At 70.9% G+C, this 14,943-nt stretch carries 14 protein-coding genes; 8 read left to right on the forward strand and 6 right to left on the reverse strand.

What is annotated here, in order from left to right:
• Positions 1 to 57 precede the first annotated feature (57 nt).
• Positions 58 to 2,265 carry an FUSC family protein gene (locus tag IE269_RS32980; RefSeq protein WP_189826917.1) on the forward strand — a complete coding sequence of 736 codons (2,208 nt, stop codon included), beginning with the start codon at positions 58 to 60 and terminating at the stop codon, positions 2,263 to 2,265.
• A gap of 18 nt (positions 2,266 to 2,283) precedes the next feature.
• On the opposite strand, the gene IE269_RS32985 is transcribed toward IE269_RS32980, so the two are convergent.
• Complete coding sequence (locus tag IE269_RS32985; RefSeq protein WP_189826918.1) at positions 2,284 to 2,796, reverse strand: hypothetical protein; 513 nt, start codon at positions 2,794 to 2,796, stop codon at positions 2,284 to 2,286.
• A 284-nt stretch (positions 2,797 to 3,080) separates the two neighbouring features.
• On the opposite strand from IE269_RS32985, the gene IE269_RS32990 reads away from it, so the two are divergent.
• Positions 3,081 to 3,320, forward strand: a complete 240-nt coding sequence (locus IE269_RS32990; protein ID WP_189826919.1) for a DUF397 domain-containing protein — start codon at positions 3,081 to 3,083, stop codon at positions 3,318 to 3,320.
• 72 nt (positions 3,321 to 3,392) lie between these two features.
• On the opposite strand, the gene IE269_RS32995 is transcribed toward IE269_RS32990, so the two are convergent.
• Positions 3,393 to 3,884: an ATP-binding protein gene (locus IE269_RS32995; RefSeq protein ID WP_189826920.1), complete on the reverse strand. Its 492-nt coding sequence runs from the start codon at positions 3,882 to 3,884 to the stop codon at positions 3,393 to 3,395.
• 340 nt (positions 3,885 to 4,224) lie between these two features.
• On the opposite strand from IE269_RS32995, the gene IE269_RS33000 reads away from it, so the two are divergent.
• The 3 genes from IE269_RS33000 to IE269_RS33010 all read left to right on the forward strand — a co-directional run bounded on the left by IE269_RS33000 (position 4,225) and on the right by IE269_RS33010 (position 7,243).
• Complete coding sequence (locus tag IE269_RS33000; RefSeq protein ID WP_189826921.1) at positions 4,225 to 5,088, forward strand: helix-turn-helix domain-containing protein; 864 nt, start codon at positions 4,225 to 4,227, stop codon at positions 5,086 to 5,088.
• Positions 5,089 to 5,156: 68 nt separating this feature from the next.
• On the forward strand, positions 5,157 to 6,614 hold the full coding sequence (locus IE269_RS33005; protein WP_189826922.1) for an aldehyde dehydrogenase family protein: 1,458 nt from the start codon (positions 5,157 to 5,159) through the stop codon (positions 6,612 to 6,614).
• Between the two features lie 104 nt (positions 6,615 to 6,718).
• Positions 6,719 to 7,243, forward strand: a complete 525-nt coding sequence (locus IE269_RS33010) for a DinB family protein (RefSeq protein ID WP_189826923.1) — start codon at positions 6,719 to 6,721, stop codon at positions 7,241 to 7,243.
• 28 nt (positions 7,244 to 7,271) lie between these two features.
• Here IE269_RS33010 and IE269_RS33015 read toward each other — a convergent pair whose 3' ends face one another.
• Positions 7,272 to 7,988 (reverse strand): bleomycin resistance protein, encoded by a 717-nt coding sequence (locus tag IE269_RS33015; protein WP_189826924.1) that lies wholly within the window; start codon positions 7,986 to 7,988, stop codon positions 7,272 to 7,274.
• Between the two features lie 162 nt (positions 7,989 to 8,150).
• Between IE269_RS33015 and IE269_RS33020 the strand changes: the two genes are divergently transcribed.
• Positions 8,151 to 8,909 carry a MerR family transcriptional regulator gene (locus tag IE269_RS33020; protein WP_189826925.1) on the forward strand — a complete coding sequence of 253 codons (759 nt, stop codon included), beginning with the start codon at positions 8,151 to 8,153 and terminating at the stop codon, positions 8,907 to 8,909.
• Between the two features lie 93 nt (positions 8,910 to 9,002).
• On the opposite strand, the gene IE269_RS33025 is transcribed toward IE269_RS33020, so the two are convergent.
• Positions 9,003 to 9,368, reverse strand: coding sequence for a YbjQ family protein (locus IE269_RS33025; protein ID WP_189826926.1), 366 nt, complete (start codon positions 9,366 to 9,368; stop codon positions 9,003 to 9,005).
• A gap of 175 nt (positions 9,369 to 9,543) precedes the next feature.
• On the opposite strand from IE269_RS33025, the gene IE269_RS33030 reads away from it, so the two are divergent.
• Positions 9,544 to 10,362 carry a DedA family protein gene (locus IE269_RS33030; RefSeq protein ID WP_189826927.1) on the forward strand — a complete coding sequence of 273 codons (819 nt, stop codon included), beginning with the start codon at positions 9,544 to 9,546 and terminating at the stop codon, positions 10,360 to 10,362.
• Between the two features lie 150 nt (positions 10,363 to 10,512).
• Here the strand turns inward: IE269_RS33030 and IE269_RS33035 are convergent, their stop codons facing one another.
• A complete protein-coding gene (locus IE269_RS33035) occupies positions 10,513 to 12,234 on the reverse strand; it encodes a threonine/serine exporter family protein (RefSeq protein WP_472941469.1) in 1,722 nt (573 codons plus the stop codon).
• A gap of 567 nt (positions 12,235 to 12,801) precedes the next feature.
• Positions 12,802 to 13,296 (reverse strand): inorganic diphosphatase, encoded by a 495-nt coding sequence (locus IE269_RS33040; RefSeq protein ID WP_185034151.1) that lies wholly within the window; start codon positions 13,294 to 13,296, stop codon positions 12,802 to 12,804.
• Between the two features lie 180 nt (positions 13,297 to 13,476).
• Between IE269_RS33040 and dacB the strand changes: the two genes are divergently transcribed.
• Positions 13,477 to 14,889: a D-alanyl-D-alanine carboxypeptidase/D-alanyl-D-alanine endopeptidase gene (gene dacB / locus IE269_RS33045; protein WP_189826928.1), complete on the forward strand. Its 1,413-nt coding sequence runs from the start codon at positions 13,477 to 13,479 to the stop codon at positions 14,887 to 14,889.
• Positions 14,890 to 14,943 lie beyond the last annotated feature (54 nt).

Raw genomic sequence — 14,943 nt, forward strand, 5'->3', positions numbered from 1 at the left:
ACGGGGAGCTCCTCGCCAACCCGGTAAAACGCCCCTGACCAGCTAGTCTCGATCACTATGAGCTGGCTCCACGCCCTGAAGCACACCGCCCGCTCCGGACTCAAAGTCGAACGGCAGCGCCTCGACCCCCTCGTCGCCGTCCGGGCCGCCCTCGGGCTCGCCCTGGTCGTCGGGGCCGCCCTGTACCTCTTCGGGCCCGCCGTCGCCGCCAGCTCCGCCTTCGGCGCCTTCCAGGCCGCCCTGGCGACCTTCCAGCGCTCCTGGCGCACCCGGCCCGTCCTCGCCCTCGCCTCGGGGGCCAGCCTCGCCGTCACGACCTTCGTGGGGTACCTGACGGGGGCTCATCCGGTGCTGTTCATCAGCCTGCTGGCGCTGTGGACCTTCCTGGCGGGGCTGGCGTGGGCGGTCGGGCCCACAGCGGGCATGATCGCCAGCTCCAACGTGGCGATCATGCTGGTCACCGTCACCCTGCCGACGTCCGTGGCCGCCGCCGCCCAGCACGCCGGGATGATCATGGTCGGCGGGATCGTGCAGGCCGCGCTCATCGTGCTCTTTCCGGTACGCCGCTGGGGCGCCCAGCGCGACGCCCTCGCCGACGCGCTCGCCGCCGAGGCCGACTATGCCCGCCGGCTGCGGCACGACCCCGTCGCCCCGTTCGACCCCGAACCCCTCATGCACGCCCGCAACGCCGCCGCCATCACCCCCCGGCAGGCCCGCCGCCGGCCCGCCGAACTCCACGGCGCCCGCGGCCTCGCGGAGCGCATCCGCCCCGTGCTGGCCTCCCTCGCCGACCCGGCGCTGGGCGTCCCCGCCGAGGGCGAGCAGCGGGCCCGGGTGCGCGAACTGCTCGCCGCCGCGGCGTCCACCCTGGACGCCGCCGCCCGCGCGGTGCGGCACGGGGAGCCCGTCACCATGTCGCCCGCCGCCCGCGCGGTGCTCGCCGTGCCCAAGGAGGGCGCGGTGCTCACCGGGCCCGCCCGGCGCGCCGAGTCCCGGCTCATCAGCCTCCTGCGGGACGTCATCGAGACCGCCCAGGGCAGCGGCACCGACAACGCCAAGCGCACCGGCCCCGGCCGCAGCCCGCACGAGGACACCGCCTACCGCACCGCCCGCCGCCTCGCCCGCAGCGCAGCGCGCAAGGTGGCACGGCGTCCCGAGCACCGCGCGGACCCGCACGACCACCTGCACCGGCCCACCGTCCCCGGGCTGATCCCCGTCGCGCTGCGCGCGATGCGCGCGGAACTGCGCCGCGACTCGCCGGTGTTCCGGCACGCCGTGCGCGTCGCCGTCGTCGCCGCCACCGGGTACGCCGTCGGAGCCTCCCTTCCGCTCGGCCACGGCTACTGGGCGCCCATGGCCGCCGTCATGGTGATGCGGCCCGACTTCTCCCAGACGTACTCCCGCGCGGTGGCCCGTTTCGGCGGCACCCTGCTGGGCGTCGCCCTCGCGACGGGCCTGGTGCAGCTCACGCACCCCGACACCCGGCTGTCCGCCGCGCTCGCCGTCGGATGCGCGTTTTTGATGTTCCTGCTGCTGCGCACCGGTTACGCCGTCACCCAGGTGTGCGTCTCCGGGTACGTCGTCTTCCTGCTCGGCATGGGCGGCCTCCAGTGGACGCAGACCGTCCCCGAACGCGTCGTGCTCACCCTGGCGGGCGGACTCCTGGCCATGCTGGCGTACGCCGTCTACCCGGCCTGGGAGACCCCGCGCCTGCGCACCCGGCTCGCCGACTGGCTGATCGCCGACGGACGGTACGCCACCGCCGTCCTCCAGCGGTACGCCGACCCCGCGGGCGCCCCTCGCGACGCCGTACGGGAGGCACTGCTGGCCACCCGGGAGGCCCGGGTCGCCTGGCAGGACGCCCTGGAGCGGGCCGCCAACGAGCCCGTACGTAGCCGGGGCCTGTCCCGCAGCGCCGCCGACGACGCCCCGCACGCGCTGGCCCAGCTCGCCCGGGTGGCGATGCTGATGGAGGCCCACCTCCCGGCCCGCGACACCACCCCGGTGCCGGCCGCCGCCGCCCTCGCGGAGGCGCTGCGTACCGACACCGAGGCGGCCGCCCGTGCCGTACGGGAGCGGCGCACCCCGCGCTGGGACGCCTTCCGGGCCGCCCTGGACGCCTGGGACGCCGAGGATGCGGCGGGCGACGACAAGGTGGTGCGCAAGGGGGCGGGCCTCCTCGTGGAGGCGCTGGACGAGCTGACGCACGCCCTGGACGCGGAAGGGCCGCGCCCCCGGGGGAGCGCGGCCCGTACTGCCGCCTGACGCACGAGGCGCCCGGAGCTACAGCTTCGGCAGGTCCGAGGGCAGCTTGGTCGGGATGCCCGACGGCAGCCCGTTCGACGGCGCCTTGGTGAACTTGTCCTCGATGCCGCTGCCCTCCCACTTCACCGTGAGGGTCTTGCCGTCGGCGCCGGGCGTCACCGTGCCCTTGGCGCGGTCGGTGTTGCCGTTCGCGCACTTGAGGTTCAGCGTGACGACACCCTGCCGGGCCACCGTGCCGGTGCAGATGTTCTCGCCCGCGATGCCCGCCATTCCGTCGTGGATGGACAGCGCGACCATCTTGCCGCCCGTGGTGGCCGCCCAGTCGCCGTCGACGGAACCGGCCCCGGCGTCACCCGCGGGCGGCGTGCTGCCGCTTCCGCTGTCACCGGCGCCGGTGCTCGGCGCGCTGCTCGGAGCCTTCCCCTTGTCGGCGGCGCCGTCGCCCTTGCCGCTGTCGCTGCTGCAACCGGTCAGCAGGAGCGCCGCTGCGAGAGCGGCCGTTCCGGCGGCGGTGCGTACGTAACTGTGCACTCCGGTTTCTCCCCATGTGCTTGCGTATGGCGGCCAATTGGCCGCCGGAAGGAACGGGTCAAGCTACCAGGGCGTCTACAGAAGGAGTTCGCACGGCAGGGGCGCCATTACGACCCACCGGTTCTGTAGTCAAGAGGACACCCCGCGTGCACGTGCATCTGCCCATGCATCAGCAAGTGAACGAAGCTATGATCCGGGTCAGTTGACAGTTCGGCAGAGGTTGACGGTTCAGCAGCAGTTGACGGTTCGGCAGTAGTTGACACCAGCACATCCGGGAGCGACCTGTGCACCACGCGTACAACGGCATGGCGGCCACAGAGCTTCACGGGGTGGTCTGGCAGAAGAGCAGGCACAGCAACTCGCAGGGCACCTGCGTGGAGTTCGCGAAACTGCCCGGTGGCAACGTTGCCGTGCGCAATTCGCGGCACCCGGAAGGGCCCGCGCTCGTCTACACGCCCGCGGAGATCGAGGCCATGCTCCTCGGCATCAAGGACGGCGAGTTCGACCACCTCATAGGGAACTGAGCCACCTCACAGGGAACCGAGCCACCCCGTAGGGCGATGCGAGGGCCGTCCCCCTCGCGCACCGCACCGTGCCTAGCGCTCGTCCCGCAGCAGGAACAGCGCCCACACGACCTTGCCGTGCAGCGTGCCCGCGAGTGGGTGCCAGCCCCAGCTGTCGCTGAAGGAGTCCACCAGGAACAGCCCGCGCCCGGACTCGGCCGAGAAGTCGTCGCTCGCCCGCGCCGCCGGACCCTGGTGACTGGGGTCGCGCACCGCGCACACCAGCCGTCCGTTCCAGTGCATCAGGTGCAGCCGCACCGGTGGCTCGTTCTCGCGCAGGGTGTCCGCCGGCAGGGCGTGCCGCAGCGCGTTGGTGACGAGTTCGGAGACGACCAGGGCGACGTCGTCGAAACGGCTCTCCAGGTTCCACTGGCACAGCGTGCTGCGGGTGAACTTCCGTGCCCCGCGCACCGCTTCGTACCGCGGCGGCAGTGCGCACGAGGCCGAGGAGGACGCGTCGTCGGGTCCGACGGGGGGAAGGCCCTGCCGTAACGGCACGAGCATGGTCGATCCATTCGTCCCCATGCGGGCACTCCCGGGTGTCGCGGTCGCGGCGAACAGCGGCGGCCGAACGCCGGCGTCCACGAAGGACGGAAGCGAGGGACGAACGCTGGTGGTCATACGTGCGCGCGGACCATGGTTCCGAATGCGTACAGCAGATGCAAGGGCAGATGCACGTGCACGCGCCTGACTTGGACAACAGAGTGCCGTTTCTTGCTCATTTCTTCCTCCGGCCACTTTCGGACCCCTGCCATTTCCGTAACCGAATGCGTACAGGGTGAAGCGTTTTGGTGGCAGACTTCGCCCTCTCGGGACCCTGGGGGAGGGCCTCGCGCACAGATGACCGAGAGGGAGGGCCGGAGAGGTGACCGCAGGCGAGTCGAGCGGATCGGTGGTCCGACGCATCCTGTTGGGCTCACAGCTCAGGCGCCTGCGCGAATCGCGCGGCATCACCCGTGAGGCGGCCGGCTACTCGATCCGTGCATCCGAATCGAAGATCAGCCGCATGGAGTTGGGACGGGTGAGCTTCAAGGCCAGGGACGTGGAGGACCTCCTCACGCTGTACGGCGTGACGGACGGAACGGAGCGCGAGTCGCTGCTCGCGCTGGCGCGAGAGGCCAACCTCGCGGGCTGGTGGCACAGTTACGGCGACGTCCTGCCCGGCTGGTTCCAGACATACGTCGGCCTGGAGGGCGCGGCGTCCCTGATCCGCATCTACGAGGTCCAGTTCGTCCACGGCCTGCTCCAGACCGAGGCGTACGCGCACGCGGTCGTCTCGCGCGGCATCCCGAACGCCACCGCCGCCGAGATCGACCGCAGGGTGGCGCTGCGCCTGGACCGGCAGAAGGTCCTGGTCGCCGAACGCTCCCCGCACTTCCACGCCGTACTGGACGAAGCGGCCCTGCGCCGCCCGTACGGCGACCGCAGCCTCATGCGGGGGCAGTTGCAGCACCTCATCGACATCTCCGAGCGGGAGAACGTCACGCTCCAGGTGATGCCGTTCAACTTCGGCGGCCACGCGGGCGAGTCCGGCGCCTTCACCCTGCTGCGCTTCCCCGAGTCCGACCTCTCCGACCTCGTGTACCTGGAGCAGCTCACCAGCGCGCTCTACCTGGACAAGCGCGAGGAGGTGGCCCAGTACGAACGCGTCATGGACCGCCTCCAGAACGACTGCCCGAGCCCCTCCGAGACCCGGGACGTCCTGCGCGGACTCCTCCAACTGCTCTGATCCAGATGTACGTTGACAGGAACGCGCGGCGGCGACGCGACGGAGCGGAAGCAGAGCTAAGGGATCACATGTCCTTCTTCACCGACCTGGCCCACCAGTACATCGACGGCGCGTGGCGGCCCGGCAGCGGCTCGTGGGACATCATCGACTTCAACCCGTACAACGGGGAGAAGCTCGCTGCCATTACCGTCGCGTCCGTCGCCGAGGTGGACGACGCCTACCGTGCGGCGGAACGTGCCCAGCGCTCCTGGGCGGCCGTGAACGCGTACGCGCGCAGGGACGTGATCGAGCGGGTGCTGCGCCTGGTGGAGCAGCGCGAGGACGAGATCGTCGCCGCGATCACCGAAGAGGTCGGCGGCACCCTGGTGAAGGCCCGCTTCGAGGTGGGTCTGGCGAAGGAATTCCTGCGCGAGGCAACACAGTTGGCGACCCTCCCCGAGGGGCGCATCCTCTCCTCCCCGATCCCCGGCAAGGAGAACCGCGTCCACCGGATCCCCGTCGGCGTCGTCGGTGTCATCAGTCCCTTCAACTTCCCCTTCCTGACCGGCATCAAGGCCGCGGCGCCGGCGCTGGCGCTCGGCAACGCCGTCGTCATCAAGCCGAATCAGAACACCCCCGTGGTCGGCGGCGGACTCGTCGCGCACCTCTTCGAGGAGGCGGGGCTTCCGGCGGGATTGTTGAACGTTCTGATCACCGACATAGCGGAGATAGGCGACGCTCTCCTGGAGCACCCGGTCCCGAAGGTCATTTCCTTCACCGGCTCCGACCGCACCGGCCGCCATGTGGCCGCCGTCGCCGGAGCCCGTTTCAAGCGCACGATCCTCTCCCTCAGCGGCAACAGCGCCCTGGTGGTCCTGGACGACGCGGACCTCGACTACGCGGTCGACGCGGCCGTCTTCAGCCGCTTCGTCTCCCAGGGCCAGGTCTGCATGGCGGCCAACCGGATCCTCGTCGACCGGTCCGTGGAGCAGGAGTTCACCGAGAAGTTCGTCGCCCGCGTACGCGCCCTGCGCACCGGCGACCCGGCCGACCCCGCCACCCAGCTCGGCCCCGTCATCAACACCTTCCACGCCGACGCCCTCACCGGCCTCGTCGACCAGGCCCTCGCCGCGGGCGCCACCGCTCTCGTACGGGGCGCTACGCGCGGCAACCTGGTCGAACCGACAGTGCTCGCGGGCCTCCCCGAGGGCTCGCCGATCCTGGAGCAGGAGATCTTCGGCCCCGTCGCCCTGCTGCTGGCCTTCGACGGCGAGGAGGAGGCCGTACGCATGGCCAACGACAGCCCGTACGGCCTCAGCGGCGCGGTGATGACCCGCAACGTGGAGCGCGGCGTGCGCTTCGCCCAGCGCATCGAGACCGGGATGATGCACATCAACGACTCCACCATCCAGGACGACCCCCTGGTCGCCTTCGGCGGCGAGAAGGCCTCCGGCCTCGGGCGCATGAACGGCGAGTCGACCGTCGACGTCTTCACCACCCAGAAGTGGATCTCGGTGCAGCACGGCCGCTCGGAATTCCCCTTCTGAGGTGCCGCGTTGCGGACAGAAGTTGTCCGCAAGGGTTCCTAACGTAGTCCTTGTTCCGCACAGAGCCCCGCTCAGCACAGTGACTCCACGAAGGACGGCCCGCCATGGTCCTGCACGTCAGCGCCGAAAACTGCACCGACGAGGTCTCCACCCTCCTCGCCTTCCTGGACGAGCAGCGCCAGGGCATCCGCAACGCCCTGGGCGGCCTCACCGACGCGCAGGCCGCCACCACCCCCAGCGCCAGCGAGCTGTCCCTCTCCGGGCTCCTCAAGCACGTCGCCGAGGTCGAGCAGAACTGGCTCGCCCTGGCCGGCTGCGACATCGCGCCGATCGAGCGCACCGAGGCCGACTGGGACGAGAGCTTCCGCCTCGTCGCGGACAAGGGCGAGACGGTCGCCTCGATGCTCGACCAGTGGGCCGAAGTCGCCCGCAAGGGCGCCGAGTTCAGCCGCGCCAGCGACCTGAACGCCACTTTCTCGCTGCCCGACGCCCCGTGGTTCCCCAAGGAGGACGTCTCGCTGCGCTGGGTGCTGCTGCGCCTGATCACCGAAATGGGCCGCCACGCGGGCCACGCCGACATCATCCGCGAGTCCCTGGACGGCAAGAACTCCTACGAACTCGGCGAGTAAGCGAGGAGCGGAGGCTGTTGGCGGCTCCTCACGGGCCGAGGAGCGCCTCGCGCAGCTCCTCGGCCCGCCGCAGGTCGTCGGTCACTGCCTCCCGCTCGTCGTCGGTGAGCACCACCGCCTGCGCCCGCTCCAGCAGCGCCGTCGCCGCTTCGGGGTGACCGGTCCGCTGTGTCACGTCCGCACGCAGCACCAGCAGTTGTACGAGCTGGGCGGGCGTCGGCGTCTCGTCGGTGACGGCCAGCGCCCGGTCCAGCACCTTCGCGGCGCCCTCCAGGTCCTCCTTGGAGTCGACGAACAGCGCCGCGTGGTGCAGGGCGCGGGCGAAGGTCTCCGAGGGCGCCCTGCGGTGGCTCTGGTCCTCGCTGATCTGCTGCCCGATCCGGATCGAGTTCCCGCCGGGGTCGGTCATCAGGAACTGCCGTACGCCGTAGCTCATGTTCTTCAGCGGCCCGATGCGCGGCAGCCCGCGCGCCGGGATCTTCCCGTACGCCGCCTTCAGGCGCGCCCGGAAGTCCGCGAAGAGGGACTCCACGTCGTCGGTCAGGACGTACACCCCGGAGTAGGACACGGCGGGGTCGTACGCCTTCATTCCGAAGAACTGGAGCTCGATGTCGCCGCGCTCCACCACGGCGTACGGATACGGGCTCTTCTGGAGGAACGTCGTCGCGAAGCCCAGCGCGGTGTAGAAGTCCACCACCGGCTGGATCGTCTGGCAGGGCAGCAGCGGAATCGTCTTCTCGGCCATGCCCGGCACTCTAGTCAAATTTGAGGAGAGGTGCCTATGGGGTGCGACGGACCTCTCGGACGGTGCCCTCGCGGTGTCGGGCTTGCACCTCACGCGACGTGAGGACGCAGGCTGAGGGCGTACCGAAGGAAAACCCACCGCAAGAGAGGGCAGCGGGCAGTCATGAGTCATTCCGTGGGGAAGGTCGCCGAGGTCGCCGGCGTGACCGTGCGCACCTTGCACCACTACGACGCCATCGGCCTGCTCTCCCCGAGCGAGCGCAACAGTGCGGGGCACCGCCGCTACAGCGACAGTGACCTCGACCGGTTGCAGCAGATCCTGTTCTACCGGGAGCTCGGCTTCCCTCTCGACCAGGTGGCGGCACTCCTGGACGATCCGGCGACCGATCCGCGGGAACACCTGCGGCGGCAGCACACCCTGCTGACCGACCGGATCGAAAGGCTCCAGGAGATGGCCGCCGCCGTCGAAACGGCCATGGAGGCACGGAAGATGGGCATCAACCTCACGCCCGAGGAGAAGTTCGAGGTCTTCGGCGACTTCGACCCCGACGACCACGCGGAGGAGGCCGAGCGGCGCTGGGGCGACACCGACGCCTGGCGCGAGTCGCAGCGGCGCACCGCTGCGTACACCAAGGAGGACTGGAAGCGGTTCACCGAGGAGTTCGACGCGATCCACCGCCGGATGGCCGACCTGCTTGCCGAGGGCGTCCCGGCGAGCGACGAGCGGGCGATGGACGTCGCCGAGGAACACCGCAGGTTCATCTCCGGCAGTCAGTACGAGTGCGGATACGAGATGCACACGAACCTCGGGGAGATGTACGTCGCCGACGAGAGGTTCACAGCCACCTACGAGGCGATCCGGCCCGGACTCGCCGTCTACATGCGCGACGCGATGCTGGCGAACGCGCTGCGGCACGTGTGACCGGTTACCTGTGACAGGCACCTGTGACAGGCACCTGTGACAGGTAAGGGGCGGCCACCAGGCGGCCGCCCCTTACCTGTCACCGCAGGGGATTCAGATCCTGCTGATGACGGCCGCCGTGCCGTACGCACACACCTCGGTGCCCACGTCCGCCGCCTCCGTGACGTCGAAGCGCATCATGAGCACGGCGTTCGCACCCCGGGCCCGGGCCTGCTCGACGAGCCGCTCCATGGCCTGGTTGCGGGTCTCCACCAGGGTCTTGGTAAGGCCCCTCAGCTCGCCGCCGACGAGCGATTTCAGGCCCGCGCCGATCTGGCTGCCCAGATGGCGCGACCGGACGGTGAGGCCGAAGACCTCGCCGATGACCTGGTCCACCCGGTAACCAGGGACGTCATTGGTCGTGACGACCAGAATGTCCGCCTTGGTGCTCTGGCCGCCGCCGTACTCCTCAATGCCCATCGCTGTCTCCTCTTCCGGCCGACTTCGCTCCGGGACCCCTCGGGTTCCTACGGAGAGCTTTGCGCCGGTCTGGGCAGAGTGCACCCTGGGAGGGCCGGGGGAACCCGGAAGTACCCACGCGCGTTGATACTTTTGCCCAGCCCCCGCATCCCATCCCCCCAGGAGTCCGGAACCCGTGAATACGCTTGCGCTCGGACCGAGCTGGCTGGACCCGGACTATCTGCTCAACACGTTCGGACCGTGGGGCCTGCTGGCCATCGTCTTCGCGGAGTCGGGGCTGCTGATCGGCTTCTTCCTGCCCGGTGACTCCCTGCTGTTCACCGCGGGACTGCTGGTCACCACCGGCAAGCTGGACATGCCGCTGTGGCTGCTGTGCACGCTGATCGTGCTGGCGGCGATCCTCGGCGACCAGGTCGGGTACCTGTTCGGGCGGAAGGTGGGTCCGGCGCTGTTCCGGCGGCCGGACTCGAAGATCTTCAAGCAGGAGAACGTCCAGAAGGCGCACGAGTTCTTCGAGAAGCACGGGCCGAAGGCGCTGATCCTGGCCCGCTTCGTGCCGATCGTGCGGACGTTCACGCCGATCATCGTCGGCGTCAGCAAGATGAACTACCGGGTGTTCATCACGTACAACATCATCGGCGGCGTGCTGTGGGGCGCCGGGGTGACGCTGCTGGGTGCGGCGCTCGGCAATGTGGAGTTCGTGCACAAGCACATCGAGTTCATCCTGGTCGGCATCGTGCTGATCTCGGTCGTGCCGATCGTGATCGAGGTGCTGAAGGCGCGCAGCCAGGCGAAGAAGAACCCGGCGCCGGCGCCGGCCGTCGAGAATGCCGCCCCGGAGCACCCGGCCGCCCCGCCTGCGCCGTACGGCACCCAGGCTCCGTACGGCACCCAGGCTCCCTACGGGGCCGAGCAGGATCAGGCCACGCAGATTCTTCGGCCGCAGAACCCGCCGAACAATCCGCCGCAGCGGGGGCGGCACGCGAAGCGCTGACGCTGTCTGGAGGGGTGCTGTTCCTGCCGGGGGCTCCGCCCCCGGACCCCCGGTTTTCGCCCCGGTCCCGCCCCTTCACCTAAAGCGCTCGGCCGCGCGGCTTGTTGTTTGGTTGCTCGCGCAGTTCCCCGCGCCCCTGAAAGGGGTGCGTCAGAAGCCCCTCGTGCGCTTCGCCGCGCGGCGGGTGCTGCCGTCGCGGCCTGCGCCCGGGATGCGCAGGAAGAGGCGGGAGATCTCGCCACCCAGGTTCACGCCGATCGCGATGGCCAGGGCGATCGCGGCCGCCTTGGAGAGCGAGGCCAGGCCCGCGCTCAGGTTGTTCTGGGCGATGCCGAGGAGTCCGTAGTACGTCGCCGAACCCGGCAGCAGCGGCCCGATCGCCGCAGTGACGTATGGGAGCGCGGAGGCGTACTGGTAGCGCGAGAAGAGCTGGCCGAAGAGGCCCACCAGGCCGGCTGCGACCGCTGTGGCAGCGACGGCCGAGATCTTCCCCGTGGTGTTCATCGCGCCGAAGACGACCCAGGCCACACCACCGTTCAGCGCCACCATGATCACCGTGTTCCGCTCCTGCTGGAGCAGGATCGCGAAGGCGAAGCACAGGACGATCGAGGCCAGGATCTGGATCACCGGCCGCGACTGCACGTGCATCGTGGCGTCCGGGTGGAGGTTCGGGTTCAGCCCGGACCCCGCGTACAGCACGATCAGTACGCCCAGCACGATCGCGATGAAGAAGTACATGACTTCGAGCAGCCGGGCCGACGCGGTGATGTAGTAGCCCGTCAGGCCGTCCTGCACGCCCGCCACCAGCGCCCGTCCGGGCAGGAGGGCGAAGAGCCCACCGGTGATCACGGCGGACGGCAGGATTCCGCTCACCACGCTCTCGGGGACGAAGGCCAGCCCCACCCCCATCGCCGCCGGAGGCATCGCCGCCGCCACAAACTGGTAGAACTCCGGCAGCCCCCGCCCCGCGCACAGCCACGCCAGCCGGTCGCCCAGGACCGCCCCGAGCGCCGCCGCGATGAAGACGAGCACCCCACCGCCGACGAGGACGGACGCGGACCCCGCGAGCAGCCCGCTGGCCGCGGTCAGCGCCCAGCCCGGGTACGGGTGCCGGTTGCGCCGGATCTCCGCGAGGCGCCGGTACGCGTCCTCCAGGGTGACGTCGGTGTCCTCGGCCGTGATGTCCGCGATCAGCCGGTAGACGCCCGCCAGCCGGGTGTAGTCGGTGCCGCGGCGGCGGACGGTACGGCTCGCGGTGACCGGGTCGTCGATCAGGGAGGGCTGGTACGAGATGGACAGCAGCGTGAAGGTGACGTTCGGCTCGCAGCGGTCCAGCCCGTAGGCCCGGCACACCGCGAACATGGCCGCCTCGACGTCCTCGGCCCCCTCGCCGCCCGCGAGCAGCAGCTCGCCGATGCGCAGGGTGAGGTCGAGCACGCGGGGGACGGCGGGACCGGAGTCCTCGTCGTCGCCGTGCCGCTGCACGCTGTCCGGTACGGGACGGTCTCCCACCGGCATGCGCAGCAGTGTGCGCATCCGGTCCTGCCAGGGGGCCTCCTTGGTCAGCTTGACCATGGGTATCCCGTGCGCGGGCGTGAACGCCGGGGGCGAATGCCGTGCGCTGTACGTCCTCGGGGCGTCGAAGCCGCTCGCGCTGCGCTTCTGCGCCGCCGTCTTCGGCACGTCGAAGGCGGAACCTTCCTGCACCGGCGGCGCCTCGGGCGTCAGCCCCTGCGGAAGCTGGAACTCCGAGGTCGGCTGGTCCTCCTCGACCGGCGGAGCGGCCTTCAGCCCCTGCGGCAGCGCGAACTCCGACGTCACCGACTGGTCCTCGTCCGGCGTCACCACCGGAATGGCCTGGGTGGCCCCGATCCCGGAGGTGGTCACGGACGGGTTGCGCGCACCGCGCGGGACGGTGTCCGTCGGGGCCGCGGCGGCCGTTCGGGCCGCGGCGGGCTTCTTGGGCGCGGCACCGGCGCCGGAGGCCTTCGCGGTCGTCGTACCGGCCCCGGAGGTCTTCGCGGGCGCCTTCGCCGGCGCGGCACCGGCCCCGGAGGCCTTTTTCACGCCGGACGGCGGCGTGAACGCGCTCCGTGCCTCGTCCGACTGCGGCTTGCGGTCCTCGACCTCGTCGGACCCCGTCTCCCGGGGGCCGCCCTTGCCGCCTTCGCCGCCCTGCGCCTTGGCCACCACTCGCCTCGCTCCCGCCGCTCCAGGCTCCAACATTCCCGCCCGCCCAGTATGTCCACGTTCAACCCGATGCCGCCGGGCAAGGGGGAGGCTCTCCCCGTTCCCGGCCCACCCCGGCGCCCCTACCCCCGCACCCGCCCCGCTGCACCCCCCGGTCCCGCCCGGACCGGCCGCGTACAAGCAAACGGGCGGCCCCCTCACCAGAGGGAACCGCCCGCCGCACGGGACTGGCTAGCGCAAACGCGCAGTTCAGTGAGCCCCACCCTGCGCCTCAAGGCGCTTGTAGGAGGCCTCGATCTCGGCCTCGGCCTCGGTGCGGCCGACCCAGTCGGCGCCCTCGACCGACTTGCCCGGCTCCAGGTCCTTGTAGACCTCGAAGAAGTGCTGGATCTCCAGGCGGTCGAACTCCGACACGTGGTGGATGTCGCGCAGGTGCTCCACGCGCGGGTCCGACGCCGGGACGCACAGCAGCTTGTCGTCGCCGCCGGCCTCGTCCGTCATACGGAACATGCCGATGGCGCGGCACTTGATGACGCAGCCCGGGAACGTGGGCTCGTCCAGGATGACCAGCGCGTCCAGCGGGTCACCGTCCTCGCCGAGGGTGTTCTCGACGAAGCCGTAGTCCGCGGGGTAGCTGGTCGAGGTGAAGAGTCGACGGTCCAGGCGGATCCGGCCGGTCTCGTGGTCCACCTCGTACTTGTTCCGCGAACCCTTCGGAATCTCGATGGTGACGTCGAACTCCACGGGTGGCTCCTCCATGATCAACACAGTCTTCTGGGAATCTGCGTCCCCCCGGAGGAAACCGACCCCCGGAGCCCCGGCCGAATGGGTCGGAAGTGCCCCGCGGGGTGCCGTGCTCGCGCAAGACGCAGTGATTAAGTGTCCCTCACGCAGACCTGTGATCGCGAAAGGGGCTGGTCCGCAGTGCCCAAGCTCAAGACCTGGCAGCTCACGGCGGGCTCCGCCGTCGCCGGACTGGCGCTTGCGGCCGGTGCCGTGGCCGTGGCGGGGCCCTGGGACTCCGGTCAGCGTAAGGCCGAGCGGGACCTGGCGGCCGCACAGGACCGTACGGGTGGCGCACATCACGAATCCGTACGCCCCGACCCCGCCGAACCGTCCCCCGCACCCAGTGCGCGCGGCGTCCTGAGCGCACTCGGCGCTCCCTCCGGCGCCGGTGCTCAGTCCGAGCACCTCAAAGAGGTGCTGGAACCGCTGCTCGCCAGTGGTGCCCTCGGCTCCGTGCAGTCCGCCTCCGTCGTGGACGCCGCCACGGGCAAGCAGCTGTACGGAAGCGGGGAGCGGAACGTGATGACCCCCGCCTCCACGGTGAAGATCGCCACCACGGTCGCCGCCCTCTCCGCCCTCGGCCCCGACCACCGCATCGCCACCACGGTGCTCGCCGCCCCCGACGGCAGGAAGGTCGTCCTCAAGGGCGGCGGCGACCCCACCCTGGAGAAGGACGGCCTGCGCACCCTCGCCGCGGACACGGCACGCGCCCTGCGCGACAAGGGCGCCGGGCCGGTCTCCGTCGCGTACGACACGAGCCTGTACACGGGACCCGACATCCACCCCATCGGCAAGGGCAACGAGAACCTCGCCCGGGTCACCTCCCTGATGGTGAACGAGGGCCGCGTCGACGGCTCCAGCAGCGGCACCGCCGACCGCACCCCCGACCCGGCAGGGGACGCGGCCCGTGCTTTCGCCCGGGAGCTGCGCGGCGCGGGCGTCGAGGTGACCGGGGAGCCTGCCCCGGAGAAGGCCGCCCAGGACGCCGAGCCCGTCGCCAAGGTGCTCTCCGCACCGCTGTCGGCGCTGGTCGAGCGCACCCTCACCAACAGCGACAACGACATCGCCGAGGCCCTCGCCCGGCAGACCGCGCTCGCCGCGGGCGAGGAGGTCAGCTTCGCGGGCGCGGGCAAGGCCGTGCACGACCGGCTGGCGAAGCTGGACCTCCCGGCCGCCGGTCTGCTGAACGGGGCCCACTTCGCCGACGGCAGCGGCCTGGACCGCGCCGACAAGGTGTCCGCCGCGCTGCTCACGGGCCTGCTGGCGCGGGCCGCCGACCCCGCCCACCCCGAACTGCGCTCCGTCCTCACCGGCCTGCCGGTCGCCGGATTCAGCGGCACCCTGCGCACCCGGTACGCAGGGGCGGCCGGGCCCGGCCTGGTGCGGGCCAAGACGGGCACGCTCTCCGGGGTGAACACCCTCGCCGGGACCGCCGTCACCAAGGGCGGCCGCCTGGTCGCCTTCGCCTTCCTCGCGGGCGACACCGTCGACGCGGACGCCGCCCAGAAGGCCCTCGACACCCTGGCCTCGGCGCTGACCGTGGCTCCGTAGCCCGTAAGGACCGGACCGCCGGGCTCCACTTCGAGAGGGGCCCGCATCAACTCC

The organism is Streptomyces spiroverticillatus (assembly GCA_014650415.1).
Lineage (GTDB): Bacteria > Actinomycetota > Actinomycetes > Streptomycetales > Streptomycetaceae > Streptomyces > Streptomyces spiroverticillatus.